Source organism: Pseudomonas sp. TAE6080 (genome assembly GCF_018732265.1).
GTDB classification, from domain to species: Bacteria; Pseudomonadota; Gammaproteobacteria; order Pseudomonadales; family Pseudomonadaceae; genus Aquipseudomonas; species Aquipseudomonas brenneri.
The window spans coordinates 37,099-62,420 of the sequence record NZ_JAHIDY010000010.1; the positions used below are offsets into that span (position 1 = coordinate 37,099).

The 25,322-nt window shown below is 61.4% G+C and carries 25 protein-coding genes; 10 read left to right on the top strand and 15 right to left on the bottom strand.

Features of this window, described 5'->3' with window-relative positions; genetic code table 11:
- Nucleotides 1–1,725, bottom strand: coding sequence for a tetratricopeptide repeat protein (locus KL786_RS09790; protein WP_090292999.1), 1,725 nt, complete (start codon nt 1,723–1,725; stop codon nt 1–3).
- 305 nt (nt 1,726–2,030) lie between these two features.
- Between KL786_RS09790 and hemA the strand changes: the two genes are divergently transcribed.
- From hemA to KL786_RS09820, 6 genes are all read left to right on the top strand, one after another.
- On the top strand, nt 2,031–3,320 hold the full coding sequence (gene hemA, locus KL786_RS09795) for a glutamyl-tRNA reductase (protein WP_215517473.1): 1,290 nt from the start codon (nt 2,031–2,033) through the stop codon (nt 3,318–3,320).
- Nucleotides 3,317–4,399, top strand: coding sequence for a peptide chain release factor 1 (gene prfA / locus KL786_RS09800; protein ID WP_029295658.1), 1,083 nt, complete (start codon nt 3,317–3,319; stop codon nt 4,397–4,399). Before hemA ends, prfA begins: the two co-directional genes overlap by 4 nt.
- A complete protein-coding gene (prmC, locus tag KL786_RS09805; protein ID WP_215517474.1) occupies nt 4,400–5,230 on the top strand; it encodes a peptide chain release factor N(5)-glutamine methyltransferase in 831 nt (276 codons plus the stop codon).
- The gene (locus KL786_RS09810; protein ID WP_215517475.1) at nt 5,224–5,979 is read left to right on the top strand and encodes a molybdopterin-synthase adenylyltransferase MoeB; all 756 of its coding nucleotides are present in this window, start codon (nt 5,224–5,226) and stop codon (nt 5,977–5,979) included. Before prmC ends, KL786_RS09810 begins: the two co-directional genes overlap by 7 nt.
- Nucleotides 5,972–6,766 (top strand): glutamate racemase, encoded by a 795-nt coding sequence (gene murI, locus KL786_RS09815; protein WP_215517476.1) that lies wholly within the window; start codon nt 5,972–5,974, stop codon nt 6,764–6,766. Before KL786_RS09810 ends, murI begins: the two co-directional genes overlap by 8 nt.
- A 112-nt stretch (nt 6,767–6,878) precedes the next feature.
- The gene (locus KL786_RS09820) at nt 6,879–7,397 is read left to right on the top strand and encodes an acyloxyacyl hydrolase (RefSeq protein WP_032857767.1); all 519 of its coding nucleotides are present in this window, start codon (nt 6,879–6,881) and stop codon (nt 7,395–7,397) included.
- A gap of 73 nt (nt 7,398–7,470) precedes the next feature.
- On the opposite strand, the gene KL786_RS09825 is transcribed toward KL786_RS09820, so the two are convergent.
- The 11 genes from KL786_RS09825 to KL786_RS09875 all read right to left on the bottom strand — a co-directional run bounded on the left by KL786_RS09825 (nt 7,471) and on the right by KL786_RS09875 (nt 17,119).
- On the bottom strand, nt 7,471–7,776 hold the full coding sequence (locus KL786_RS09825) for a YkgJ family cysteine cluster protein (RefSeq protein ID WP_215517477.1): 306 nt from the start codon (nt 7,774–7,776) through the stop codon (nt 7,471–7,473).
- Between the two features lie 190 nt (nt 7,777–7,966).
- Nucleotides 7,967–9,238: an SAM-dependent methyltransferase gene (locus tag KL786_RS09830; protein WP_215517478.1), complete on the bottom strand. Its 1,272-nt coding sequence runs from the start codon at nt 9,236–9,238 to the stop codon at nt 7,967–7,969.
- Nucleotides 9,225–10,028 carry a DUF1365 domain-containing protein gene (locus KL786_RS09835; RefSeq protein ID WP_215517479.1) on the bottom strand — a complete coding sequence of 268 codons (804 nt, stop codon included), beginning with the start codon at nt 10,026–10,028 and terminating at the stop codon, nt 9,225–9,227. Before KL786_RS09835 ends, KL786_RS09830 begins: the two co-directional genes overlap by 14 nt.
- Entirely contained in the window at nt 10,025–11,272 is a 1,248-nt protein-coding gene (locus tag KL786_RS09840) for an NAD(P)/FAD-dependent oxidoreductase (protein WP_215517480.1), read from the bottom strand. The genes KL786_RS09835 and KL786_RS09840 overlap by 4 nt, the downstream gene beginning before the upstream one ends.
- A complete protein-coding gene (locus KL786_RS09845; RefSeq protein ID WP_215517481.1) occupies nt 11,269–12,051 on the bottom strand; it encodes an SDR family NAD(P)-dependent oxidoreductase in 783 nt (260 codons plus the stop codon). The genes KL786_RS09840 and KL786_RS09845 overlap by 4 nt, the downstream gene beginning before the upstream one ends.
- A complete protein-coding gene (locus tag KL786_RS09850) occupies nt 12,048–12,470 on the bottom strand; it encodes a nuclear transport factor 2 family protein (RefSeq protein WP_215517482.1) in 423 nt (140 codons plus the stop codon). Before KL786_RS09850 ends, KL786_RS09845 begins: the two co-directional genes overlap by 4 nt.
- The gene (phrB, locus tag KL786_RS09855; RefSeq protein ID WP_215517483.1) at nt 12,463–13,908 is read right to left on the bottom strand and encodes a deoxyribodipyrimidine photo-lyase; all 1,446 of its coding nucleotides are present in this window, start codon (nt 13,906–13,908) and stop codon (nt 12,463–12,465) included. Before phrB ends, KL786_RS09850 begins: the two co-directional genes overlap by 8 nt.
- Complete coding sequence (locus KL786_RS09860; protein WP_215517484.1) at nt 13,909–14,835, bottom strand: MerR family transcriptional regulator; 927 nt, start codon at nt 14,833–14,835, stop codon at nt 13,909–13,911. It abuts the gene before it with no gap.
- Nucleotides 14,836–14,838: 3 nt separating this feature from the next.
- A complete protein-coding gene (locus KL786_RS09865) occupies nt 14,839–15,810 on the bottom strand; it encodes a YbgA family protein (RefSeq protein ID WP_215517485.1) in 972 nt (323 codons plus the stop codon).
- A 110-nt stretch (nt 15,811–15,920) separates the two neighbouring features.
- Nucleotides 15,921–16,136 carry a TIGR02450 family Trp-rich protein gene (locus KL786_RS09870; protein ID WP_215517486.1) on the bottom strand — a complete coding sequence of 72 codons (216 nt, stop codon included), beginning with the start codon at nt 16,134–16,136 and terminating at the stop codon, nt 15,921–15,923.
- Nucleotides 16,133–17,119 carry an NAD(P)/FAD-dependent oxidoreductase gene (locus tag KL786_RS09875; RefSeq protein ID WP_215517487.1) on the bottom strand — a complete coding sequence of 329 codons (987 nt, stop codon included), beginning with the start codon at nt 17,117–17,119 and terminating at the stop codon, nt 16,133–16,135. Before KL786_RS09875 ends, KL786_RS09870 begins: the two co-directional genes overlap by 4 nt.
- 196 nt (nt 17,120–17,315) lie before the next feature.
- Between KL786_RS09875 and KL786_RS09880 the strand changes: the two genes are divergently transcribed.
- On the top strand, nt 17,316–18,215 hold the full coding sequence (locus KL786_RS09880; RefSeq protein ID WP_215517488.1) for a TIGR01777 family oxidoreductase: 900 nt from the start codon (nt 17,316–17,318) through the stop codon (nt 18,213–18,215).
- 14 nt (nt 18,216–18,229) lie between these two features.
- The gene (hemH, locus tag KL786_RS09885; RefSeq protein WP_215517489.1) at nt 18,230–19,252 is read left to right on the top strand and encodes a ferrochelatase; all 1,023 of its coding nucleotides are present in this window, start codon (nt 18,230–18,232) and stop codon (nt 19,250–19,252) included.
- Between the two features lie 46 nt (nt 19,253–19,298).
- Here the strand turns inward: hemH and KL786_RS09890 are convergent, their stop codons facing one another.
- The 3 genes from KL786_RS09890 to algW form a co-directional block, all read right to left on the bottom strand.
- Nucleotides 19,299–20,018: a DUF4198 domain-containing protein gene (locus KL786_RS09890; protein WP_215517490.1), complete on the bottom strand. Its 720-nt coding sequence runs from the start codon at nt 20,016–20,018 to the stop codon at nt 19,299–19,301.
- 12 nt (nt 20,019–20,030) lie between these two features.
- Nucleotides 20,031–22,136: a TonB-dependent siderophore receptor gene (locus tag KL786_RS09895; protein WP_215517491.1), complete on the bottom strand. Its 2,106-nt coding sequence runs from the start codon at nt 22,134–22,136 to the stop codon at nt 20,031–20,033.
- Between the two features lie 75 nt (nt 22,137–22,211).
- The gene (gene algW, locus KL786_RS09900; protein ID WP_032857740.1) at nt 22,212–23,366 is read right to left on the bottom strand and encodes a Do family serine endopeptidase AlgW; all 1,155 of its coding nucleotides are present in this window, start codon (nt 23,364–23,366) and stop codon (nt 22,212–22,214) included.
- Nucleotides 23,367–23,468: 102 nt separating this feature from the next.
- Here algW and KL786_RS09905 point away from each other — a divergent pair, with 102 nt between their 5' ends.
- Together KL786_RS09905 and cysD are read left to right on the top strand one after the other, a co-directional pair.
- Nucleotides 23,469–24,227, top strand: a complete 759-nt coding sequence (locus KL786_RS09905) for a Nif3-like dinuclear metal center hexameric protein (RefSeq protein WP_032857738.1) — start codon at nt 23,469–23,471, stop codon at nt 24,225–24,227.
- Between the two features lie 171 nt (nt 24,228–24,398).
- Entirely contained in the window at nt 24,399–25,316 is a 918-nt protein-coding gene (gene cysD / locus KL786_RS09910) for a sulfate adenylyltransferase subunit CysD (protein ID WP_215517492.1), read from the top strand.
- The last annotated feature ends 6 nt before the right edge of the window (nt 25,317–25,322 follow it).

Consider the following 25,322-nt stretch of genomic DNA (forward strand, 5'->3'; position numbering starts at 1 on the left):
TTAAAGAGTCTCGGATCCGGTCAGGCGCTTGATGGTGCTGCGCAGGATAGGGCTGTCGGGTTGTTCCTTGAGGAACTTGCCCCAGATTTGTCGGGCTTCGCGTTGTTTGCCCTGGGCCCAGAGCACTTCGCCCAGGTGAGCGGCGACTTCCTGGTCGGGAAACCGCTCCAGGGCCAGGCGCAACAGGCGTTCGGCTTCATCGAGGTTGCCCAGGCGGTAATTCACCCAGCCCAGGCTGTCGAGTACTGCCGGGTCTTCCGGGTTGAGCTGGTGGGCCTGTTCGATCAGGGTCTTGGCCTCGGCATAACGCGTCGTACGGTCTGACAAGGTGTAGCCCAGGGCGTTCAGTGCCATGGCATTGTCCGGATCGCGCTTGATGATCAGGCGCAGGTCCTTTTCCATCTGGGCCAGGTCATTGCGTTTTTCGGCCTGCATGGCGCGGGTGTACAGCAGGTTCAGGTCGTCGGGGTATTGCAGCAGGGCCTGGGCGAGGATTTTCCAGGCGCGCTCCCCCTGATTGTTGGCCGACAAGGTTTCGGCCTGGATCAGATACAGCTGGATGGCGTAGTCCGGCTCGGCATCGCGGGCAGCGGCCAGGCGTTTTTCGGCTTCGTCAGTGCGGCCGTTGTTCATCAGGATATCGGCCTGGCGCAGTTGGGCTGGCAGATAGTCGTTGCCGGGGCCGACCTGGGCGTATTCGATCAGCGCGCCTTGCGGGTCGTTGCGTTCTTCGGCGATGCGTCCCAGGTTCAGGTGGGCCGAATCGACATGGCTTTCGCGGGCGATCAGGTCTTCCAGATAACCCTTGGCCTCTTCCCAGGCCTTGGCTTCCAGGCACACCAGCGCCAGTGAATAGCGCAGTTCGTCGTCATCCGGGTATTGCTGGACCAGGCTGGCAAACTCGACCTTGGCGTCTTCCATGCGGTCCTGTTCCACCAGCATGCGCGCGTAGGTCAGGCGTAGACGCTTGTCGTCCGGATACTTCTTGATGCTTTTTTGCAGCAGCGGCAAGGCTTCCTTGCCGCGGTTGAGGCTTTGCAGCAGTCGCGCACGCAACAGCAGCGGGGCGATCTCACCTTCTTCCGGCGGGTTTTGCTCCAGCAGCTTGAGGGCGGCTTGCGGTTCGTCATCCTGTTGCAGCAGCAATGCCTTGCCAAACACCAGTTGGCTATTGCTCGGGTGCTTTTGCAGCAGGCGGTCGAAACTCTTCATCAGTCCGTCGCGGGTGTCCTGGTCGGTATCGGCGGCCGACAGGGCGAGGAAGTCGAAATGGGTATCGCCCTTGCCCTGCAAGACCTTCTCCATATAGACCATGGAGTCGTCGTAGCGCCCGGCGCGTGCCAGTTGGATGGCTGCGGCGCGCTGGGCTTCGAGGTCATCCGGCGCATTCTTCGCCCAGATCATCGCCGTATCCAGGGCTGCCTGGTCGGCGCCAAGGTATTCGGCGATGCGAAATGCGCGCTCGGAAATCCCCGGATCCTGGGTGTTGATGGCCTGGGTCACGTAGTTATCCAGGGCAATGTCGAATCGATTGCGCTGGCCGGCGAGCTCCGCGCTCAACAGGCTGAAGATCGTTTCTTCACTGAACGAGGAATAAACCTTGGGCTTTTCAGGGGCGGGGGTGCTGTCTTCCACTGGCGCAGGACTCTGCGACGATACGGGGGCCATGGACTGGCAGCCGCCGAGGAAGGCAAGGGCAAGGAGCAACGCGGAAGATCTATTCATATAGGAAGAGGACGACACTAACCTGCGGTCGGATCATCATGACACAAGCCCTCGGCCAAACATAACCGGGGCACTCCGATTGCCTTAAATGCTCCCCCTGTAGAAGCGAGCTTGCTCGCGAAAAACGCCAAGGCGCCGCGTTTACCCAGGGTGCCAGCGTTATCGTTGACGATTTTCGCGAGCAAGCTCGCTCCTACAACGGGCCTTTATAGGCATAAGGCATTAGGACAATAGACGACGGTGGTTGTTCTGAGTCAGTCGAAGTAGGACAATTGTCGGCTTCTCGACATCATCAGCGATATTGAATGGCCTTCCTTGCTCTGGGTATCAACCACAAGACTGCGTCTGTAGACGTCCGCGAGCGCGTGGCGTTTACCCCGGAGCAGTTGGTTGAGGCTTTGCAGCAGCTGTGCCGGCTCACCGACAGCCGCGAAGCTGCGATCCTTTCCACCTGCAATCGCAGTGAGCTCTATATAGAGCAGGAACATCTGTCTGCGGATGTCGTGCTGCGCTGGCTGGCTGACTACCATCATTTGAGCCTGGATGACCTGCGCTCCAGTGCTTATGTACACGAAGATGATGCGGCAGTTCGTCACATGATGCGCGTTGCGTCCGGGCTTGATTCGCTGGTGTTGGGTGAACCGCAGATCCTCGGCCAGATGAAGTCGGCCTACGCCGTGGCCCGCGAAGCCGGGACCGTGGGGCCGCTGCTGGGGCGTTTGTTCCAGGCCACCTTCAATTCGGCCAAGCAGGTGCGCACCGATACGGCGATTGGTGAAAACCCGGTCTCCGTGGCATTTGCCGCCGTCAGCCTGGCCAAGCAGATCTTCAGCGACCTGCAACGCAGCCAGGCCCTGCTGATCGGCGCGGGTGAGACCATCACCCTGGTCGCCCGGCACCTGCATGACCTGGGCGTCAAGCGTATCGTGGTGGCCAACCGGACCCTGGAGCGCGCCAGCATCCTGGCCGAAGAGTTCGGTGCCCACGCGGTATTGCTGGCCGATATCCCGGCCGAACTGGTGCGCAGCGATATCGTGATCAGCTCCACCGCCAGCCAGTTGCCGATCCTTGGCAAGGGCGCGGTGGAAAGTGCCTTGAAGCTGCGCAAGCACAAACCGATTTTCATGGTGGATATTGCCGTCCCCCGGGACATCGAGCCAGAAGTCGGCGAATTGGACGACGTTTATCTATATAGCGTCGACGATCTGCACGAGGTGGTCGCTGAAAACCTCAAGAGCCGCCAGGGCGCTGCCCAGGCTGCCGAGGAAATGGTCGCGATTGGTGCCGATGACTTCATGGTGCGCCTGCGCGAACTGGCCGCCGTGGATGTGCTCAAGGCCTATCGCCAACAGGGCGAGCGTTTGCGCGACGAGGAATTGATCAAGGCCCAGCGGCTGCTGGCCAATGGCGCCAGTGCTGAAGATGTTTTGATGCAATTGGCCCGTGGCCTGACCAACAAGCTGTTGCATGCTCCCAGCGTACAGCTTAAAAAACTGACTGCCGAAGGCCGCCTCGATGCGCTGGCCATGGCCCAGGAACTCTTTGCCCTCGGTGAGGGCGCGCCAGACAGCTCTTCGGATAAAAAACCGCAATGAAAGCGTCACTGCTCAATAAACTGGACGTGCTCCAGGACCGTTTCGAAGAACTGACCGCCTTGCTCGGCGACGGCGAGGTCATTTCCGATCAAACCAAGTTCCGTGCCTATTCCAAGGAATACGCCGAAGTTGAGCCGATCGTGACCACCTATTCACAACTGCTCAAAGTGCAGGCCGACCTCGAAGGTGCCCAGGCACTGCTCAAGGACAGCGACCCGGACATGCGTGAAATGGCCGTGGAAGAAGTCCGTGAGGCCAAAGAAAAGCTCGTCGAGCTGGAAGGCGACCTGCAACGCATGCTGCTGCCCAAAGACCCTAACGATGGGCGCAACGTGTTCCTCGAAATCCGCGCCGGTACCGGCGGCGACGAGGCGGCGATCTTCTCCGGCGACCTGTTTCGCATGTACTCGCGGTATGCCGAGCGTCGCGGCTGGCGCGTGGAGATCCTCTCGGAGAACGAAGGCGAGCACGGCGGCTATAAGGAAATCATCGCCCGGGTCGAAGGCGAGAACGTCTACGGCAAGTTGAAATTCGAATCCGGCGCTCACCGCGTACAGCGCGTGCCGGCCACCGAGTCCCAGGGCCGTATCCACACCTCGGCCTGCACCGTGGCGGTATTGCCCGAGCCGGACGAGCAGGAAACCATCGAGATCAACCCGGCAGACTTGCGCGTCGACACGTATCGCTCGTCGGGCGCCGGTGGTCAGCACGTCAACAAGACCGACTCGGCAATCCGCATCACTCACTTGCCGTCCGGCATTGTGGTGGAGTGCCAGGAAGAACGTTCCCAGCACAAGAACCGCGCGCGGGCCATGTCCTGGCTGTCGGCCAAACTCAACGACCAGCAGACCAGCGCCGCCGCCAACGCGATTGCCAGCGAGCGCAAGTTGCTGGTGGGCTCGGGCGACCGCTCTGAACGTATCCGCACCTACAACTACGCCCAGGGCCGGGTCACCGACCACCGGGTCAACCTGACCCTCTACTCCCTGGACGAAATCCTAGCCGGGGGCGTGGATGCCGTGATCGAGCCGTTGCTGGCCGAATATCAGGCCGACCAACTGGCGGCGATAGGTGAATAAATGACCATTATTGCCAGCTTGTTGCGCGCCGCCGACTTGCCCGACTCGCCGACCGCGCGCCTGGATGTGGAATTACTGCTGGCCGCTGCCCTGGGCAAGTCCCGCAGCTACTTGCACACCTGGCCAGAAAAAATCGTCAGCAGCGAGGACGCGTTGGTCTTCGCCGATTACCTGCAACGGCGCCGCAGCGGAGAGCCGGTGGCCTATATCCTTGGCCAGCAAGGCTTCTGGAAACTCGACCTGGAAGTCGCACCGCACACGCTGATCCCGCGCCCGGACACTGAGTTGCTGGTGGAAGCGGCCCTGGAACTGTTGCCCGCCACCCCGGCGACTGTCCTCGACCTGGGCACCGGCAGCGGTGCCATTGCCCTGGCCTTGGCCAGTGAGCGCCCGGCCTGGAGTGTGACCGCCGTTGACCGCGTGCTGGAGGCCGTGGCGCTGGCCGAACGCAATCGCCAGCGCCTGCACCTGGACAACGTCACGGTGCTCAACAGTCACTGGTTCAGTGCCCTGAAAGATCACACCTACCACCTGATCATCAGCAACCCACCTTATATAGCCGACAACGATCCACACCTGGTGGCCGGCGATGTGCGCTTCGAGCCGGCCAGTGCGCTGGTTGCAGGCGAGGATGGGCTGGACGACCTGCGCTTGATCATCGCCCAGGCGCCCGCGCACCTGGAGGCCGGCGGCTGGTTGTTGCTTGAGCACGGTTACGACCAGGCTCCCGCCGTGCGCGACCTGCTGCTGGCGCAAGGTTTTGACGAGGTCCACAGCCGTATCGACCTCGGCGGCCATGAGCGCATCAGCCTGGGACGCCGGCCGTGCTGACCGATCAGGAGCTGTTGCGCTATAGCCGACAGATTCTGTTGCAACAGGTCGACATCGAGGGCCAGTTGCGTCTGAAAAGCAGCCGCGTACTGATTGTCGGTCTTGGCGGCCTGGGGGCTCCGGTGGCCCTGTACCTGGCGGCGGCCGGTGTCGGCGAGTTGCATCTGGCAGACTTCGATACCGTCGACCTGACCAACCTGCAACGCCAGATCATCCACGACACCGACAGCGTCGGCCTGAGCAAGGTCGATTCGGCTATCAAGCGGTTGAGTGCAATCAACCCGGATATTCAACTGATTGCCCACCGCACGGCGCTGGACGCTGATTCGTTAGCCGCCGCCGTGGCCGCTGTGGACCTGGTGCTCGATTGCTCCGATAACTTTTCCACCCGTGAAGCGGTGAATGCGGCGTGCGTGGCGGCTGGCAAGCCACTGGTCAGCGGCGCGGCGATTCGCCTGGAAGGCCAGCTCTCGGTGTTCGATCCGCGACGCCCGGAAAGCCCGTGTTACCACTGTTTATATGGGCATGGCAGCGACACCGAACTGACCTGTAGCGAAGCCGGCGTCGTTGGCCCGCTGGTAGGGCTGGTTGGCAGCCTGCAAGCCCTGGAAGCCCTGAAGCTGCTGGCCGGCTTTGGCACACCGCTGGTCGGGCGCCTGCTGTTGATCGATGCCCTGGGCACACGTTTTCGCGAGCTGCGGGTCAAGCGTGATCCAGGTTGCAGCGTTTGCGGTAGCCAGCATGGTTAAGGATGCACCGATTGGTGTGTTCGACTCCGGCGTCGGCGGCTTGTCGGTGCTGGATGAAATTCATCGTTTGTTGCCCCATGAGTCGCTGCTGTACGTGGCGGATTGCGGGCATATCCCCTACGGCGAGAAAACCCCGGCATTCATTCGTGAGCGTTCGCGGGTGGTCGCAGAGTTTTTCCGCGAGCAGGGCGCCAAGGCCTTTGTGATTGCCTGTAATACGGCGACCGTGGCGGCGGTCGCTGACCTGCGCAGTGATTATCCGGACTGGCCACTGGTGGGCATGGAGCCGGCGGTCAAGCCCGCAGCGGCCGCGACCCGCAGCGGTGTGGTCGGGGTGCTCGCCACCACGGGCACCCTGCAAAGCGCCAAGTTCGCCGCGTTGCTGGATCGCTTCGCCACCGATGTGCGGGTGATTACCCAACCTTGCCCGGGGCTGGTGGAGCTGATCGAAGCCGGCGACCTGAACAGCCTGGCGCTGCGCCAGATGCTGCAAGGGTATGTCGCACCATTGGTCGAGGCCGGCTGCGACACCATCATCTTGGGCTGCACCCACTATCCTTTCCTCAAGCCATTGCTGGCGACGCTGCTGCCACCGACGATCATCCTGATCGACACCGGGGCCGCGGTCGCGCGTCAGTTGCAGCGCCTGCTGGACGAACGCCAACTGCTGGCCGAGGGCCCGCCTCGGACTGCACAGTTCTGGACCAGCGGTGATCCGCAACACCTCAGAAATATCCTACCCACACTATGGAAATTCACTGGCGTTGTGCGAAGCTTCGATCGGTAAAAAATCGTGAAATAGTCGGTTTTTTAGCTGAACTTCTGCGTAATCCAGGATTTCTATAGCTGTTGATACGTATCAAAAAACATACAACTTCGTTTGGTAAAGGATGTTTCTTATGAAGCGCTTGTTCTGTGTGGCTGCGATTGCAGCCGTAGTGGTGGGACACTCGGTTTCGGCCCAGGCTGCTGGCCTGGAATTTGGGGTGGGGCATACCAGTGATTCGACCATGACCTATCGTCTGGGCCTGCAATCGGACTGGGACAAGAGCTGGTGGCAGAGTGATGTCGGTCGCCTGACCGGCTACTGGAGCGGTGCTTATACCTTCTGGGATGGCGACAAACGCGCCAGTGTCAGCAGCCTGTCCTTTTCGCCGGTGTTTGTGTATGAGTTCGCCGGCGAGTCGGTCAAGCCCTACATCGAAGCGGGGATTGGCGTGGCGCTGTTTTCACGCACGCGTGTCGAAGACAGCAACATTGGCCAGGCTTTCCAGTTTGAAGATCGCCTGGGCTTTGGCCTGCGCTTTGCCGGTGGGCATCAGGTGGGGATCCGTGCCACGCACTATTCCAATGCGGGCATCAGCAGCCATAACGATGGTATCGAGAGCTACTCGTTGAACTACACAATGGCGCTCTGATATTCCCCAGGCACATGCCCAACCTATGTGGGAGCGGGCCAGCTCCCACATTTGATCTTCACCGTTTGCAGAATCAGCGGTAGACCGTCGCAATCCCCTGGCGCTCGTCAATGCACTCCGGCGCGCCCATCTCGAACTCCCGGCAAATCAACGGTCGCTTTTCATAGATGGTGCACATCATCGTGTCGCGATCCAGCGCCGCGCACCAGCCATCGTCCAGGCGCAGCATGACTTCGCCGCCCCAATCGTCGGTGTCGATAAAACGATCAGGCACGCCGGTGTCGGTGATCAGCATGACTTCCAGCTGGCAGCAGCAGGCTGCGCACGTGGCACAGGTGACGGCGGGTTCGGCGATTTGGGTGTGGGGGATGGTGGTCATGGGGCGCAGCTTCAAGCTTCAAGCGCCCAGCTGCAAGCAAAAGCCGACCGGTTTCAGTTTTTTTGCCGTTGTGTCGCTTGCCAACCCCTGTAGGAGCGAGCTTGCTCGCGAAGGGCTCCAACGATAACCCAGGTTTTCTGGTTAAACGCAGCGCTCTCAAGTTTTTCGCGAGCAAGCTCGCTCCTACGGTTCAAGCACTGAAGCGCCCCAGCAGCGGTTGTGTCACCGCGCAGGGCTTGGCCAGCAGCAATTGCGCGGTGCCGATAGTGCGTTCCATGAAGCCACCTTCGCAGTAGCACAGGTAGAACTCCCACAGCCGCAGGAAGTATTCGTCGTAGCCCAACTCCGTCAGCCGACCATGGGCGCGGCGAAAATTCTCATGCCACAAGCGCAGGGTTCGCGCGTAATGCAGGCCGAAGTCTTCCATGTGCAGCAGGTTCATATCGGTGTCGCGGCTGACGATCTGCAACATCTTCTGCACACAGGGCAGGGCCCCGCCGGGGAAGATGTAACGCTGGATAAAGTCGACGCTGCCCTTGGCCTGCTCATAACGTTGTTCGCGGATGGTGATGGCCTGCAACAACATCAGGCCGTCGCTCTTGAGCAAGTGTGCGCATTGCTTGAAGTAGGTGGGCAGGAAACGATGGCCCACGGCCTCGATCATTTCGATGGACACCAGCTTGTCGTACTGCCCGCTCAGGTCGCGGTAGTCCTGCAGCAGCAGCGTCACCTGATTCTGCAAACCCAAGGCCTGGATACGCTGTTCGGTGTAGGCAAATTGCTCTTTGGACAAGGTAGTCGTGGTGACGTGGCAGCCATACTGCTGCGCTGCGTACAGGGCCATGCTGCCCCAGCCCGTGCCGATTTCCAGCAGGTGGTCCGAGGGCTTGAGTGCCAGTTTCTGGCAGATGCGTTCCAGTTTGTTGAGTTGTGCCTGTTCCAGCGTGTCGTCGGCGGTGAGGAACTGCGCCGCCGAATACATCATGGTCGGGTCGAGAAACTCCTGGAACAGGTCGTTACCCAGGTCGTAGTGGGCAGCGATGTTTTTTTGCGAACCTTTGCGGGTATTGCGGTTGAGCCAGTGCAAGCCCTGGGTGAGGGGGCGGGCCAACTTGGCCAGGCCGCCTTCAAGGGCATCGAGTACGTCGAGGTTGCTGACCATCACGCGTACCACGGCGGTCAGGTCCGGGCTGCTCCAGAACCCGTGAATAAAGGCCTCGCCGGCGCCGATGGAGCCGTTGGCGGCCACCAGGCCCCACACGGCCGGGTCGAGGATCTGGATCTCCCCCAGCAAGTGTGCCTCGCGCGCGCCGAATACCCGGCGTTCACCGTCCTCGATGACCACCAGTTGGCCATGGCGCAACTTGCCGAGTTGGCGCAACACGGCCTTGCGCAACAGCGCGCCGGTCAGGCCATTGATATTCGGGCGATGGGATTTGACCGATAAGCTAGGGGATTTCATGGCGGTGATCCTTGGAATACCCAGCTGCACAGGCGCCATCGGCCGCCTGATGGGGAACAATCGGTGTGCGTTTGAGCAGCAGGCGCAGGGCTTGCCAGTAGATTGCCAGGCAAGTCTTGGCGGTCATCCACGGAAAGCGCCGCAGGTAACGATGCAGGCTGGCCTGGCTCAATGCTTCGCGTTGCAGGCTCAAGGTTGCGTCGAACACCTTGGCGTCACCTTGCCAGTCGGCCATATGCACCCCCAGGCGCTGGCCGGGTGGGCTGAAGCTCATGCGGTACTCCAGGTCCCTGGGCAAGAACGGCGACACATGAAAGGCCTTGGCGACCGCGAAATGCTGATGCCCGCCGCCCGCCAGGGCCCCGGCGGGCAGTACATAGTGATAGCGCTCGCGCCACGGGGTGTTGGTCACTTCACAGAGAATCGCGGCCAGTTGCCCATCGGCCTCGAAGCAGTAGAAGAAACTCACCGGGTTGAACGCCAGGCCCCAACTGCGGGCCTGGGTCAGCAGGCAGATAGCGCCCTGGGGAGCATGCCCCAGCGCAGTGCCGATGACTTGGCGCACGGCATTGCTCAAGCAGGTGCCGTCGCGGGTCAATGCCCGCAGGTAGTCCTGCTGGCGGAACGAAAAAGGCGCGAAGCGGCCACTACCGGCCAACGGTGACAGGCCCAGGACTTGCTCCTGTTCGCTGAGGTCCAGGTACAGCAGGCCGATGCGATAGCGAAAGGCATGCCCCTTGGGCGTGAATCGCCGGTGGGCGATCCAGCCACTGTACAGCGCGCTGTTCACAGGGTTTCCCCAAAGGCCTGGGCCACGCGCAGGGCGCTGACCACACCGTCTTCATGAAAGCCGCTGGCCCAGTAGGCCCCGCAATAATAGGTGTGCCGGGCACCATGCAACTCCTCCCAGCGCGCTTGCGCCGCGACCGCCGCCAGGCTGTATTGCGGATGGGCATAGGTGTAGCGGGCGAGGATTTTCAGCGGGTTGATAATCGCGGTCTGGTTAAGGCTGACGCAAAAGGTGGTGGCGCTGTCGATGCCTTGCAGGATGTTCATGGCGTAGGTGACGGCTGCCGGTTTGTGCGTGCTGGCGTCCAGCCGATAGTTCCAACTGGCCCAGGCCAGTGGGCGGTCGGGCAGCAAACGGGTGTCGGTGTGCAGGGCCACGTCGTTGTTGGCGTAGGTCATCGCCCCAAGGATCTGTTGCTCGGCCAGGCTCGGATCCTCCAGCAGGGCCAGGGCCTGGTCGCTGTGGCAGGCGAAAATCACCTTGTCGAAATGCTCACAGCCATCGGCACTGTGGATCACGACCCCCTCAAGCGTACGCTCGACCTTGTGCACCGGGCAGTTGAGGCGGATCTGCTGGCGGAACGAGCGGGTCAGCGGCTCGATATAGCGGCTGGAGCCACCTTCAATCACGCACCACTGCGGCCGATTATTTACCGACAGCAAACCGTGGTTATTGAAGAATCGCACGAAGAACTGCAGCGGAAACTGCAGCATGTCCGCCAGCGGCATCGACCAGATCGCTGCGCCCATGGGCACGATGTAGTGGCGGATGAAACGCGGGCCATAGTTGCCCGCCTGTAAGTATTCGCCCAGGGTCATCTGCGCGCTGATGCGTTGTTCCTGCAAATCCAGGGGCGCCTGGCGATTGAAGCGCAGGATGTCGCGCAACATGCCCCAGAAACCCGGGGACAGGATATTGCTGCGCTGGGCGAACAGGCTATTGAGGTTGTTGCCGTTGTACTCGACATTTTCCTCGGGAGCGCACACCGAAAAACTCATCTCGGTCGGCTTGAACGGCACGCCGATCTGCCCTAGCAGGCGGATGAAGTTGGGGTAGGTCCAGTCGTTGAACACAATAAAGCCGGTGTCCACCGCATACCGTTGGCCCTCGACCGTCACGTCGACCGTGTGGGTGTGGCCGCCAATCCGGTCGCCGGCTTCGAACACGGTGATGTCATGGCGGCGGCTGAGCAGATAGGCACTGGTCAGCCCGGAAATTCCGCTGCCGACAATCGCGATCTTCACAGGTTGTCCTTGTGCGGCGGCGGGCTGCGCAGCATGCGCTTGCCGATGATCAGTTGCGCGCGGTTCGGCAGTTTCGACAGCGGCCACAAGGTGGCGATAAACAGCGCCGGGAAGGCGATCTCCAGTGGACGCTTTTGCAGTTTGTCGAAAATATGCTGCGCGGCCTTATCGGCCGGCCAGCTCAAGGGCATCGGGAAATCATTGCGTTCGGTCAACGGCGTATCGACGAAACCGGGGCTGACCACGGTCACATCTATGCCTTCGGGAGACAGGTCGATGCGCAGGGATTCGAACAAGTAGCGCAGGCCAGCCTTGGATGCGCCGTAGGCTTCTGCGCGGGGCATCGGCAGGTACGTGACGGCACTGGCGACGCCTACCAGGTGCGGAGTCAGCCCCGCACGCAGCAGTGGCAATGCGGCCTCGATGCAATAACTGCTGGCCAGCAGGTTGGTGCGCACTACGTGTTCGATAATCGAGGCATCGAACTGCCGGGCATCCACGTATTCGCAGGTGCCGGCATTCAAAATCACTGTGTCCAGCGCGCCCCAGGCTTGCGTGATGTGTTCGCCGATTTCGCGTACCACCTGGCTGTTGGTCAAATCACCCTCCACCAGCAACACTTGTCCTGGGTAACGTTGGGCAAGCTGCTCCAGCGGTGCCTTGGAGCGCGCACTCAGCGCCACGTGGGCGCCGCTGTCGAGCAGCACTTCTGCCAGTGCGGCGCCAATGCCACTGCTTGCCCCGGTCAGCCAGTAACGGCGTGGCGATATCAGGCTCATGCCATTCTCCCTTTCAACCAACGGACGATTCGCCCCAGTACCGGCAGGTGTTCGTAAAGCAGCGCTCCGGCATCAAAATAGTCGCGGTGCCGGTAAACCTTGTCGTGCCATAACAGGTGGGAGCAGCCCTCGACCTGAATCTGCTGGCCGCCCGCCAGGCGCGGATGGCAAAAGCTCATGGTCCAGCGCAGATAACCCTCATTGTCGGCCGCATAGTCGAAGCCGTGGAAGTCAAAATGCAGTGCGTTGACGTTGCTGTAAAGCTCGGCAAAGTACGCTTTCAGCGCGCTGATGCCGTGGACCTGATGCAGTGGATCGGTAAACGATATGTCCTGGCTGTACAGGCTGTCGAGCAGGTGCAGGTTGTGTTTGTCCAGGGTGGCGAAGGACTGGGCGAACTGGCGCAGGAAATCACTCATACACGCCTCCCGCCGCTTGGCGCGAGGGCAGGGCGCGAAAAGCCTCCAGCGCGCGCTCACGGGAGCGCTTCAGATCGACGATGGGCCGTGGGTAGTCGGCCACGCCAAACAGGCCGCCGGCGGCGTCGGGGTTGTGTACGTCCTTCTTGTTCAAGCCCGACAGTTGCGGCAGCCAATGCTTGATGAAACGCCCTTCGCCATCGAACTTCTCGGACTGACTCAGCGGGCTGAAAATCCGGAAGTACGGCGCCGAGTCGGTGCCAGTGGACGAGCTCCACTGCCAGCCGCCGTTGTTGGCTGCCAGGTCGCCGTCGATCAGGTGGCGCATAAAGAAGCGCTCGCCCTCGCGCCAGTCGATCAGCAGGTTCTTGGTCAGGAACATCGCCACCACCATGCGCAGGCGGTTATGCATCCAGCCGGTTTCCAGCAACTGGCGCATCGCAGCATCAATGATCGGCAGACCGGTACGCGCCTCTTGCCAGGCGGCAAGGTCTTCGGGCGCGTGACGCCAGGCCACCGCTTCGGTTTCCGGGCGAAAGGCGCGATGGCGCGATACCCGTGGGTAGCCCACCAGGATGTGTTTGTAGAACTCACGCCACAGCAGCTCGTTGATCCAGGTGACGGCACCGGTGTCGCCACTTTCGAATTCACCCTGGTTGCTTTGCAATGCGGCATGCAAACACTGGCGCGGCGAAACCACGCCAGCCGCAAGGTACGCAGACAACTGGCTGGTGCCGGGCTTGGCCGGGAAGTCGCGTTCATCCTTGTAGTAGCTGATCTGTGCGTCGGCAAATTGCCCAAGGCGTCGGTGCGCCTCGTCCTCTCCCGCCGGCCAGAGTGCGCGTAGGGTGTCGCTGGGCGGGGCAAATCCCTTGACCTGCTCGGGAACGGCATCGCTGGCCAATGACTGTGTGGCCTGGGCCTTGGGGGTCGGTATCCGGCGTGGCAGGGCGCTGTGCAGGCGGTTGTAGCAGACCTTGCGAAACTGGCTGAACACCTGGAAGTAGGTGCCGGTCTTGGTCAGCACACTGCCGGGTTGGAACAGCAGTTGGTCCAGATAACTGTGAAAGCTCACGCCTTGTGTTTGCAGGGCCTGGGCCACAGCGGCATCGCGCAGGCTTTCGTGGATCCCGTATTCGTCGTTGACGTGAACCGTCTCGACCGACAAGGCCTGGCATAACTCGACCAGCACCTGTGGCACCTGATCCCAGGTGTCGGCATGGCGGATCAGCAGGGGAATATTCAGTTGGCCCAGGGCGTGGCTCAGCGTCTTGAGGTTGCGCAGCCAGAAGTCCACTTTGCACGGCGCATCGTCATGGGCCAGCCACTGCTCGGCAGTGATCAGGTACACCGCCGCTGTCGGGCCGCGCTGGCAGGCGGCCGCGAGGGCGGTGTTGTCATGCAGGCGCAGGTCGCTGCGCAGCCAGATCAAATGCATTTAGAGAAGCCCGCGCTGGGTCAGGAGCTGGTGGGCCGACAACGGGTCTTCGGCCAACAACAGTTCTGGGATGTCCTGGGTTAATACCGCCAACTCGGCCTGATGGATGCACACCGTTGGTCCGGCGATGAGGATTGGGCAACTGGCGTTGCTCAGTAGTTTCGACAGGGCTGCCAAATGGATGGCCTTGCTTGAGTACAGCAACACGGCCCGCGGTTGCAGGTGTTCGACCGCCAGGGCCAGTTCGCCGGTGGGCAGCGGCCAGTCGAAGACCTCCACCGGACAATCGGCGCTGCTGGCCAGCCAGGCGCTCAACCACAGGTGGGGCTCAAGTGGCAGGTCGGAATGATTGATCAGCAATAAAGGGCGGCCGTTAAGCTGGCGATTGTTGTGATACATCCGCGCGCCGAATTTACTGCGCAGCCAGGAATGGAAAAACACCCGCTCCATCTGCGCGCCGAATTGGCCCTGCCAGCGCTGTTCCAACTCCTTGAACAGCGGCAACAACAGTTGTTCGCACAGGGTGCGCGGTGGGTAGAGGGCCATGGCCTGGTTGAACACATCATCCACCCGGCGCTCGGCCAGTTGGCTGATGGCGTGTACCAGAGCCTGGCGCAGGTCCTGCCATTCGTTTTCGGCGCTGTCGTCCACCGGCTGGGCGTTGTCGATCAACTGCTTGACCTGGCTGACCGGCACGCCACGGTTGAGCCACGTCAGGATGGTCTGGATGCGCTGCACATGCTCGGTGCTGAACAGCCGATGGCCCTTGGGCGTGCGTTGCGGCACGATCAGGCCATAGCGACGCTCCCAGGCACGTAGGGTCACCGCGTTGACCCCAGTCTGGCGGGCCACTTCGCGGATCGGCAGCCAGCCTTGTTCCAGGGCCAGGGCCAAGTCTTCGGCGGGGTGTTGCGTAGAAACGTTCATGGGTTAAATCGCATTGCGCAGGCTGAGGTTTTCCGGATGCGGTTGCAGGTACGCCTGCTGCGCGATGTAGTGGTCCGGGTGTTGGCGAAAGTGATGCTTGAGCAGGGTCAGCGGTACCACCAGCGGCACGATGCCGTGACGGTATTGGCCGATCAGGGTCTGCATTTCCTGTTTGTCTTCAGCGCTGATGACTTGCTTGAGGTAACCGCTGATGTGTTGCAGCACGTTGGAGTGGGTGCCGCGGGTGGCGCACTTTTTCAGTGCGCTCATTAGCTCGCTGAAATAGTCAGCGGCAAGGGCTTGCAGGTCGCAGCCCTTGCCCATGCTTCCCAACAGGTTGCCCAGGCTTTTGTAGTGGGCCGGGCTGTGGGCCATCAACAGGTATTTGTAGCGCGAGTGGAAGGCCAGCAGACGGTGACGGGTCAGCCCTTCAGCGAGCAATTGCTGCCATGTGGCGTAGACAAACACCCGGGTCAGGAAATTTTCCCGCAACACCGGGTCGTGCAGGCGGCCATCTTCTTCCACCGGCAGGTTGGGGTGACGGGCGCAGAATGCCTGGGCATAGATCCCACGCCCGCCACCATCGACCGGGGTGCCGTTGTCGCGGTAGACCTTGACCCGCTCCAGGCCACAGGACGGTGACTTCTGCATGAAGATGTAGCCGCACAGGTCGGTATGCTCGGCGGCCACGTCCTGGCCGTAGGCGTCCAGTGCGCCGGTCACGTTCAGGTCGCGGTGGACGGTACCCACGGCTTGCGGTTGTTGCGGGTCGCCCACCAGGCGAATCGGCTCGCGGGGGACGCCCAGGCCGATGGCGACTTCGGGGCACAAGGGCACAAAGTCGAAGTAGTCGGCGAGTGCCTGGCTGCACAGGGGCGATTGCTTGTGCCCGCCATTGAAACGCACGTTCTCGCCGAGCAGGCAGGCGCTGATGGCGATCTTGGGTTTGCCGGTGGTGGGCGCGGGGCTGGGCATGGCAAACCTCTGCAAAATTCCTGTACAGGGATTATTTTCTGTACAACTAATCTCATCATAGGTTCTGATGTGTACAAGTCAAATATTTTGTACAGGTTTTTCGGTCGAGGTTACTTCCAGCCCATTTTCCAGTGCTCGGCATCTTGCAGGCTGTGCCAGGCCAGGCGTTCTGCCCGGTGGGTCAGCACGGCCTGCAGTTCAATCTCCAGTACTGTGCCCTGTTCATCGCGGAACAGCTCGGTGACCAGGAAATGTTTTTCCTTGTGCCGAGGGCGGGTTGCTGTCCATTTTGATAACAGCAACTTCGCCGGATTGATGCGGTTCATTGCAGGTGTTCAAGCAGGCGCCGCGCTGCTTCCTGGCCGCTGAGCCAGGCACCTTCAACCCGGCCCGACAGGCACCAGTCGCCACAGACATATAGGCCCAGGTCGGCATCGGCCAATACTCCCCATTCATGGCCGCCAGCAGGCCGGGCATACAGCCAGCGGTGGGCAAGGCTGAAGGAGGGCGCCGGCATGCTGCAGTGCAGCAGTTCGGCAAAGGCGCCGTGCAACAACTCGATGATGGCTTCCTTGGGCAAGTCCAGGTGCTGTTTGCTCCAGGCACTGGTGGCGTGCAGGATCCAGGTATCTGGCGTGGCGTCACGCCCTGGTTTGCTACGGTTGCGGGCCAACCAGTCGAGGGGGCTGTCTTGTACGAAACAGCCTTCCATCGGGGTATCCAATGGCGTTTCGAAGGCCAGGGCGACGGCCCAGGTCGGGTCCATTTTCACCCCGGCCGCCGTGCTCGCCAGTTTGGGCGCCGCAGCCAGCAGGGCTGTGGCCTGGTGCGCCGGCGTGGCGATGATCACGTGGCTGAAGGGGCCATGGTTATTGCCGTCGGCGTCCAGCAGGTTCCAGTGCTGCTGGCCCTGGAACACTTCGGTGATACGGCAGCCAAACTCCACCGGCAGGTCATCGAGCAGTGCGCGGGTGATGGCGCTCATGCGCGGGGTGCCGACCCAGCGGGTCTGTTCGTCAGGGGAGGGGCTCAGTTGTCCGGATTGGCAGTTGTAGAGCTGCGGCTCCCACTCGGCAGCCCAGCCATTGGCTTGCCAGCGTTGCACTTCATTGACGAAGCGTCGGTCGCGCGCGGTGAAATACTGTGCGCCCAGGTCCAGTGCGCCGGCCTCGGTGCGCTTGCTGGACATGCGCCCGCCACTGCCGTGGCTTTTATCGAAGAGTTGTACAACGTGCCCGGCATCGTTTAACGCTCGGGCGGCCGAAAGTCCGGCGATGCCGGTACCGATGATCGCAATGGGAACAGTCATGGGAGGCCTCGTTTTACCTTTGGGTACAGACTACGCCGACACCAATAGCTGTACAATATTGTTTTTTGGTATAAGTTTCGGCATGCCTTAACGTGTGGCGTGACCTATGGTTAAACCTAGGTCTGGCCAATTAAAAAGATCCCTGCTTATAAAATAGACCAGCGATGCCCGGCCAACGTTACAGGAGGAAGATCTCATGCATATTTTGCTGACCGGCGGTACGGGTCTGATCGGCCGCCAGCTCTGCCAGCACTGGAGCGCCCAGGGGCATCGGTTGACGGTCTGGAGCCGCAACCCCGCGCAAGTCGCCAGGTTGTGCGGTGAGCAGGTGCAGGGTGTCGCCCGTTTGCAGGACATAACGCAGCCGGTGGACGCGGTCATCAACCTGGCGGGTGCGCCGATAGCCGATCGCCTCTGGACGCACAAGCGCAAGGCGTTGCTGTGGAGCAGTCGGATCAGTCTGACGGAAACCTTGCTGGCCTGGCTTGAGGGCCTGGCGGTGAAACCTGCGGTCTTGATTAGCGGTTCGGCGGTGGGCTGGTACGGCGATGGCGGTGAGCGCGAGTTGACCGAAGCCAGCGGCCCGGTGCAGGACGATTTTCCCAGCCAGTTGTGCATCGCCTGGGAAGAAACCGCCCAGCGCGCCGAGGCATTGGGCTTGCGGGTGGTTTTGGTGCGTACTGGCCTGGTGCTAGCGGCTGAGGGCGGCTTTTTGTCGCGGCTGGTGCTGGCGTTCAAACTGGCCCTGGGCGGGCCTATCGGCAGCGGTCGGCAGTGGATGCCGTGGGTGCATATCAAGGATCAAATCGCCCTGATTGATTTTCTTCTGCACAAACCTGATGCCAGCGGTCCTTATAATGCCTGCGCGCCGCATCCGGTACGCAATCGCGAGTTCGCCAAGACCCTGGGCCAGGTCCTGCACCGCCCGGCGTTCATGCCCATGCCGGCGTTTGCTTTGCGGGTAGGGTTGGGAGAGTTGTCCGGCCTGTTGCTGGGCGGGCAGAAGGCGCTACCCGAGCGGTTGTTGGCTGACGGTTTCACTTTTCAGTTCACTGAGTTGCACGCGGCCCTGGACGACTTGTCCAGCCGCCTCTAGAGATAGGATGTTGCATGACGGATCACGCGTTGTTACTGGTCAACCTGGGTTCACCGGCGTCCACTTCGGTGGCCGATGTGCGCAGCTACCTCAATCAGTTCTTGATGGACCCGTATGTGATTGACCTGCCGTGGCCGGTCCGGCGCTTGCTGGTGTCGCTGATTCTGATCAAGCGTCCCGAGCAGTCGGCCCATGCCTACGCCTCGATCTGGTGGGACGAGGGCTCGCCGCTGGTCGTGCTCAGCCGGCGCCTGCAACAGCAGATGACCACCCAGTGGACCCAGGGGCCGGTGGAACTGGCGATGCGCTACGGCGAGCCTTCGATCGAGAGCGTGCTGACCCGCCTGGCCGGGCAGGGCATCCACAAGGTCACGCTGGCGCCGTTGTACCCACAATTTGCCGACAGCACCGTGACCACGGTGATCGAAGAAGCGCGGCGTGTGGTGCGAGATAAAAAGCTCGACCTGCAGTTCTCGATCCTGCAACCGTTCTACGACCAGCCGGAATACCTCGACGCCCTGGTGGCCAGCGCCAAGCCGCATTTGCAGCAGAACTACGACCACCTGCTGTTCAGCTTCCACGGCCTGCCGGAGCGGCACTTGAACAAACTCAACCCCGGGCATTCGCTCGAAGGCGCGGGTGACTGCTGCGCCAATGCCTCGCCTGACGTGCGCACCACCTGTTATCGCGGGCAATGCTTCAGCGTCGCCCGCGACTTTGCCGCGCGCATGGGCCTGCCAGACGATAAATGGTCAGTGGCGTTCCAGTCGCGCCTGGGCCGGGCGAAGTGGATCGAACCCTACACCGAAGCCCGCCTGGAAGCGCTGGCCCGGCAAGGCGTGAAAAAATTGCTGGTGATGTGCCCGGCGTTTGTCGCCGATTGCATCGAGACCCTGGAAGAGATTGGTGATCGCGGGCTGGAGCAATTTCGCGAAGCCGGGGGCGAGGAGTTGGTATTGGTGCCGTGCCTCAATGATGATCCGCAGTGGGCGGCGGCGCTCAATACCTTGTGTGAAAGAGCCCCCGTCAGCCTCTAACGTGGCAGCGGGCTTGTGTGGGAGCTCCCACAGGGTTCAGTGGTGTTTATTCGTGGTGCGGTTGGCCAAGGAAGGTCAGTGAGCTGAACAGCGCGCGAGTCTGAATCTCGCTATCGTCTTTGACCGGTACTTCCACTTGCGCCGCAATCACATTCAGCGCCTCGTTGCGCACCAGTACCTGGGCCCGGCCATCCTGGTCGGTCTCGGTGCTCAAGGTGTTCGGCGCGCTGCGGTAGTCGCCAATCAATTTGATCCCGGCCGCAGGCTTGCCATCGATCAGTACGCGCACGGGCAGCAGCTTGCCTGGGCCGACGGTCAGTGGGTCGACCTCGGGTACGATCACCATTTTCAACTGATCCAGGCTGGGCAGCTTCGCCCCGGCCTGATAGATCGCCAGGCTGTACTTCAGGGCCTGGGTGGTCTCGACGGCGCCGGGGACCTGGCTACGGCCCTGGTTCACCCATTTCTTGTCCGGGGTTTGCGACCACAAGCCATTATCAAACGCCACGGCCAGCACGGCAGGGGACTTGAGCGGCTGCAGGCGCGCCTGGTCGTCCAGGCGCTGCACGGTCACCGGGATCATCCGCCCACTTGCGTCATAGGCCCAGGCACCGCTGACCTTATTCGCCTTGAAGGCTTCGTCCTCGGCACCGTGGCCGTAGACCACTTCGATATGCCCACGGCGTTGCTCGGTCCACAAGCCATGGGCCGATACCTGGGTGGCGAACAGCAGGCCGAGCACGGCCAATGATTTGAGCGCTTGCATGGTGAGGTCCTTTTACAGGTTGAGGGTCAGGCTGACGGTAAAGTTGCGCGGCTCTCCGGGGGCGACCCAGTAGTTGCTGAAGGAGCGCTCGAAGTACTTTTCGTCGAACAGATTGTTGAGGTTCAGGCCCACGGTTACGTTATCGCTGGCCTTGTAATGGGCCAGCAGGTCGACGGTGTGGTAGGCCGGCAATTCAAAGCTTTTGCCGGCTTCGCCGGAGCGGTCGCCGACATAGGTAAAGGCTGCGCCAAGGTCAGAACCGCGCAGGGCGCCATCCTGGAACTCATACACGCCCAACAGGCTGCCACTGCGCTTGGCCACGCCGAGAATGCGGCTGCCGGTGGGGATATCTTTGTCACCCTTGGTCACTTCGGCGTCGATATAGGCAAAGGCGCCAATCACTCGCACGGCGTCAGTCAGTTGCCCGGTCAATTGCAGGTCGAAACCCTGGCTGCGGGCCTTGCCGATGGCGCGTTTGGTGTCGGTGGCCGGGTCCGTGGCCAGGGTGTTTTCCTTGTCGATATGGAAGACGGCGAGGGTGGTGCTCAGGCGGTCGTCGAACAGCTCGCTCTTGATCCCCACTTCATAACCGACGCCTTCCTCGGGCTTGAGGAAATCTCCGGCCGCGTCCAGATCGCTTTGCGGTTTGAATGAAGTGGACGCGTTGGCGAACACCCCCACTTGCGGCGTTAGTTGGTACAGCAGGCCGGCGCGCTGGGTTATGACGTCGTGGGTTTTCTGGCTTTTTTTACCGTTGGTGAAGTTATCCGAGCTTTGTTCAACGTGCTCCAGGCGCGCACCGAGCATGCCGCGCAAGCGGTCGGTAAAGATAATCTGATCCTGCAGGTTCAGCGCCTGGCTTTTGGTCTGGGCAAGGAAGTCACTGCCCGAGCGCTGGCCATTGGGCTTGGCCAGGCCGTAGATCGGCTTATAGATGTCGATGGGATAGCTGCCGGCGATGGCGGTGACGCGCTCTTTCTTGCGGTAGTCCTCGTACTCGGTGCCGATCAGCAACTCATGCTGCCAACTGCCGATATCGAATCGGCCACGCAGTTCCAGTTGGGTGATGCTGTCATGCCAACCCATGGAGCGCTCGCGGTAGCGGCGGTTGATGGTATGACCGTCGGCATTCAACGCGCGGTTTTCCGAGGCGTAGCCCCACAGGCTGCCTTGCTTGTAATGGCTGGCCAGGCGCAGTTGCCAGGCGTCGTTCAGGTGATGTTCGAGGGAGGCTTGCAGGCGGTTGTTGTGGTTATCGATATCACCGTCGTTGGGCTCGCCGAGGAAGGTCGAGCGGGACATGCCGCTCCAACGGTTATTCGGCGCGACGATGCCGCGGTCGAACGTCGAGCTGTGGCGCACGAACTCACTTTCCACCAGCAGGCGGGTGTCCGGGTCCAGTTGCCAGTTGAACGAGGGCGCAACAAACACCCGCTTGCTCTGCACGTGATCGCGGAAGCTGTGGTTGTCTTCCACTGCCAGGTTGACCCGCGACAGCACGTTACCTTCGCTGTCCAGCGGGGTGTTGATATCGAGGGCGGTGCGGTAGCGGTCCCAACTGCCGGCGCTGGTCTGCACAGTGGTGAAGGCTTCGGGTTGGGGTTTCTTGGTGACGATATTCACGGTGCCGCCGGGGTCGCCACGGCCATACAGGCTGGCGGCAGGGCCCTTGAGCACTTCGATGCGTTCGATATTGGCCGTGTCCGGCGTACTCGGGTAACCACGTGCAGCGCTGAAACCGTCCTGGTAGAACTCCGAGGTGGTGAAGCCGCGCACGCTGTATTCGTAGAGCGTCAGGCCACCAAAGTTGTTCTGCTTGGACACGCCGCCAGCAAATTCCAGGGCGCGTTCGACGTTGTTGCTGCCCAGGTCCTTGAGCACCGTGGCGGGAATCACACTGATCGATTGTGGAATATCCCGCAGGGCAGTGTCGGTCTTGGTCGCGCTGGCCGAACGGGTCGCGCGATAGCCCTTGACCGGGCCGGTGGCGGACTCATACGCCTCGCCGGTGATGCTGGTGGTGCCCAGTTCAAGGGTGTTGGTGTCTTCTGCAAACACCGGGTCCACCAGCAACCCCAAGGCGAGACCGGCCAGGGGGGCAAACTTTCGAGACGTCATGGTCTAACATTCCAATATCAATATTGAAATAATATAACATGACCATTGAGAATATATCTCTTTAAGGTGAGCCCTTTATTCTTGCTCTTTCACCGGTGCAGGCGGTGGACGCAGGCCCACTTCGGCCAGCAACTTGATCTCCTTGCCGTTGCGCATCACCTGGATCGCGACCTTTTCCGTCGGCTTGATCCGCGCCACCTGGTTCATCGACCGACGGCCATCGCCAGCCGGTTCGCCGTCGATGCTGAGGATCACGTCGCCGACCTGCATCCCGGCCTTTTCCGCCGGACCGCCGCGCAGGATGCCGGCGATCACGATGCCTGGGCGCCCGGTCAGGCCAAAGGATTCCGACAACTCCTTGGTCAGCGGTTGCACTTCAATCCCCAGCCAGCCACGGATTACCTGGCCGTGCTCGATGATCGACTTCATCACTTCCATCGCCAGCTTCACCGGGATCGCAAAACCGATGCCCTGTGAGCCGCCGGACTTGGAGAAAATCGCGGTGTTGATGCCCGTCAGGTTGCCACTGGCATCCACCAGCGCGCCGCCGGAGTTACCCGGGTTGATCGCCGCGTCGGTCTGGATGAAGTCTTCGTAGCTGTTGAGGCCCAACTGATTGCGCCCGGTGGCGCTGATGATGCCCATGGTCACGGTCTGGCCGACGCCAAACGGGTTGCCGATCGCCAGCGCCACATCACCGACCCGCAGGCCTTCGGAGCGGCCGATGGTGATGGATGGCAGGTTCTTCAGGTCGATTTTCAGCACCGCAAGATCGGTTTCCGGATCGCTGCCCACCACCCGCGCCAGGGTTTCGCGGCCATCACGCAGGGCCACCACAATCTGGTCGGCGCCGGTGCTCACGTGGTTGTTGGTCAGGATGTAACCTTGCGGGCTCATGATCACCCCGGAGCCGAGGCTTGATTCCATGCGCCGCTGCTTGGGCGAGTTATCGCCGAAAAAACGCCGGAACTGCGGATCTTCGAACAGCGGATGCGCCGGTTTGTTGATGACCTTGGTGGTGTACAGGTTGACCACGGCGGGCGCCGCGACCACCACCGCATCGGCATAGGTCACCGGGCCTTGTTGCACCGCGCTGGTTTGCGGTGCCTGTTGCAGGTTGACGTCCAGGCTTGGCAGGCCGACCCATTGCGGATAACGCTGAATGATCAGCATCGCGATCAGCACGCCGGCCAACAATGGCCATCCAAAAAAACGCAGCGCCTTGAGCATCAAGTAAGTCCTGACAGGTTGCAGGGGGCGTGGGAGCGCCCATAATGTCGCGCATTATACGAGGCCGCGAGCGCCTCTGAACGGGATATTTAGGAGTCTTTTATGGCCGTCGCCCTGAGCACCCTGGTTGAAGAAGCGGATCGCTACTTGAACAGCGCGAAAATTGCCGACTACTGCCCCAATGGCCTGCAGGTCGAAGGGCGGCCGCAGGTGTTGCGTATTGTCAGTGGCGTGACTGCCAGCCAGGCGTTGCTGGATGCCGCGGTGGAAGCCGAGGCGGACCTGGTGCTGGTGCACCATGGCTATTTCTGGAAGGGCGAAAACCCTTGCATCACCGGCATGAAACAGCGCCGGCTCAAGACCCTGCTCAAGCATGACATCAGCCTGCTGGCCTATCACCTGCCGCTGGACCTGCACCCGGACGTGGGCAACAACGTGCAGTTGGCCCGCCAGTTGGACATCACCGTCGAAGGCCCGCTGGACCCGGACAACCTCAAGGTCGTCGGCCTCGTAGGCTCCCTGGCCGAACCGCTGTCGGCGCGGGATTTCGCCCGCCGCGTGCAGGAAACCATGGGCCGCGAGCCGCTGCTGATCGAAGGCAGCGCCATGATCCGCCGCGTCGGCTGGTGCACGGGTGGTGGCCAGGGTTATATCGACCAGGCCGTGGCGGCCGGGGTCGACTTGTACCTGAGCGGCGAAGCGTCGGAGCAGACGTTCCACAGCGCGCGGGAAAACGACATCAGCTTCATCGCTGCCGGCCATCACGCCACCGAGCGTTATGGCGTGCAGGCCCTGGGGGATTACCTGGCCCGACGCTTTGCCCTGGAGCATCTGTTCATCGACTGCCCCAACCCGATCTAAGCCTCACTGCAATACACATGTGGGAGCTGTCGACGGGCAAACACAGTGGTATATCCATATACCGTTTCGATCTATCCAGCTCCCTGAATAGAAGAAGATGCTGTGCTAGCATGCCTCGCTCGAACACGGCCCGCAGGCCGTCCAAAAAGAATCGTTTTCCCGTGAGTAGCCATGGTCGACAAACTGACGCATCTCAAACAGCTGGAGGCGGAGAGCATCCACATCATCCGTGAGGTTGCCGCTGAGTTCGACAACCCGGTAATGCTCTACTCCATCGGCAAAGACTCCGCCGTGATGCTGCATCTGGCGCGCAAGGCATTCTTCCCGGGCAAGCTGCCGTTCCCGGTGATGCATGTGGACACCCAGTGGAAATTCCAGGAAATGTACAAGTTCCGCGACCGCATGGTCGAGGAACTGGGCCTGGACCTGATCACTCACGTCAACCCGGACGGTGTGGCGCAGGGCATCAACCCGTTCACCCACGGCAGCGCCAAGCACACCGATATCATGAAGACCGAAGGCCTCAAACAGGCCTTGGACCAGCATGGTTTCGACGCAGCTTTCGGCGGTGCCCGTCGCGATGAAGAGAAATCCCGTGCCAAAGAGCGCGTGTACTCGTTCCGCGACAGCAAGCACCGCTGGGACCCGAAAAACCAGCGCCCGGAGCTGTGGAACGTCTACAACGGCAACGTCAACAAGGGCGAGTCGATCCGTGTGTTCCCGTTGTCCAACTGGACCGAACTGGACATCTGGCAGTACATCTATCTGGAAGGCATCCCGATCGTGCCGCTGTACTTCGCCGCCGAGCGTGATGTGATCGAGAAGAACGGCACGTTGATCATGATCGACGACGACCGCATCCTCGAACACCTGTCCGACGAAGACAAAGCCCGCATCGTCAGAAAGAAAGTACGTTTCCGTACGCTTGGCTGCTACCCGTTGACGGGTGCGGTGGAGTCCGAAGCCGAGACGCTGACGGACATCATCCAGGAAATGCTCCTGACGCGAACTTCCGAGCGCCAGGGCCGGGTCATCGACCACGATGGCGCCGGCTCCATGGAAGACAAAAAACGTCAGGGTTATTTCTAAGGGGTT

Excerpts from the sequence above, each read along its gene's own strand:
- KL786_RS09895 (WP_215517491.1), bottom strand. The coding sequence starts at position 22,136 with ATGACGTCTCGAAAGTTTGCCCCCCTGGCCGGTCTCGCCTTGGGGTTG.
- KL786_RS09820 (WP_032857767.1), top strand. The coding sequence starts at position 6,879 with ATGAAGCGCTTGTTCTGTGTGGCTGCGATTGCAGCCGTAGTGGTGGGA.
- KL786_RS09790 (WP_090292999.1), bottom strand. The coding sequence starts at position 1,725 with ATGAATAGATCTTCCGCGTTGCTCCTTGCCCTTGCCTTCCTCGGCGGC.
- prfA (WP_029295658.1), top strand. The coding sequence starts at position 3,317 with ATGAAAGCGTCACTGCTCAATAAACTGGACGTGCTCCAGGACCGTTTC.
- hemA (WP_215517473.1), top strand. The coding sequence starts at position 2,031 with ATGGCCTTCCTTGCTCTGGGTATCAACCACAAGACTGCGTCTGTAGAC.
- KL786_RS09860 (WP_215517484.1), bottom strand. The coding sequence starts at position 14,835 with ATGAACGTTTCTACGCAACACCCCGCCGAAGACTTGGCCCTGGCCCTG.
- cysD (WP_215517492.1), top strand. The coding sequence starts at position 24,399 with ATGGTCGACAAACTGACGCATCTCAAACAGCTGGAGGCGGAGAGCATC.
- KL786_RS09830 (WP_215517478.1), bottom strand. The coding sequence starts at position 9,238 with ATGAAATCCCCTAGCTTATCGGTCAAATCCCATCGCCCGAATATCAAT.
- KL786_RS09905 (WP_032857738.1), top strand. The coding sequence starts at position 23,469 with ATGGCCGTCGCCCTGAGCACCCTGGTTGAAGAAGCGGATCGCTACTTG.
- phrB (WP_215517483.1), bottom strand. The coding sequence starts at position 13,908 with ATGCATTTGATCTGGCTGCGCAGCGACCTGCGCCTGCATGACAACACC.
- KL786_RS09845 (WP_215517481.1), bottom strand. The coding sequence starts at position 12,051 with ATGAGCCTGATATCGCCACGCCGTTACTGGCTGACCGGGGCAAGCAGT.
- KL786_RS09825 (WP_215517477.1), bottom strand. The coding sequence starts at position 7,776 with ATGACCACCATCCCCCACACCCAAATCGCCGAACCCGCCGTCACCTGT.
- KL786_RS09865 (WP_215517485.1), bottom strand. The coding sequence starts at position 15,810 with ATGCCCAGCCCCGCGCCCACCACCGGCAAACCCAAGATCGCCATCAGC.
- KL786_RS09850 (WP_215517482.1), bottom strand. The coding sequence starts at position 12,470 with ATGAGTGATTTCCTGCGCCAGTTCGCCCAGTCCTTCGCCACCCTGGAC.
- KL786_RS09880 (WP_215517488.1), top strand. The coding sequence starts at position 17,316 with ATGCATATTTTGCTGACCGGCGGTACGGGTCTGATCGGCCGCCAGCTC.
- KL786_RS09870 (WP_215517486.1), bottom strand. The coding sequence starts at position 16,136 with ATGAACCGCATCAATCCGGCGAAGTTGCTGTTATCAAAATGGACAGCA.
- KL786_RS09890 (WP_215517490.1), bottom strand. The coding sequence starts at position 20,018 with ATGCAAGCGCTCAAATCATTGGCCGTGCTCGGCCTGCTGTTCGCCACC.
- KL786_RS09875 (WP_215517487.1), bottom strand. The coding sequence starts at position 17,119 with ATGACTGTTCCCATTGCGATCATCGGTACCGGCATCGCCGGACTTTCG.
- hemH (WP_215517489.1), top strand. The coding sequence starts at position 18,230 with ATGACGGATCACGCGTTGTTACTGGTCAACCTGGGTTCACCGGCGTCC.
- prmC (WP_215517474.1), top strand. The coding sequence starts at position 4,400 with ATGACCATTATTGCCAGCTTGTTGCGCGCCGCCGACTTGCCCGACTCG.
- algW (WP_032857740.1), bottom strand. The coding sequence starts at position 23,366 with ATGCTCAAGGCGCTGCGTTTTTTTGGATGGCCATTGTTGGCCGGCGTG.
- murI (WP_215517476.1), top strand. The coding sequence starts at position 5,972 with ATGGTTAAGGATGCACCGATTGGTGTGTTCGACTCCGGCGTCGGCGGC.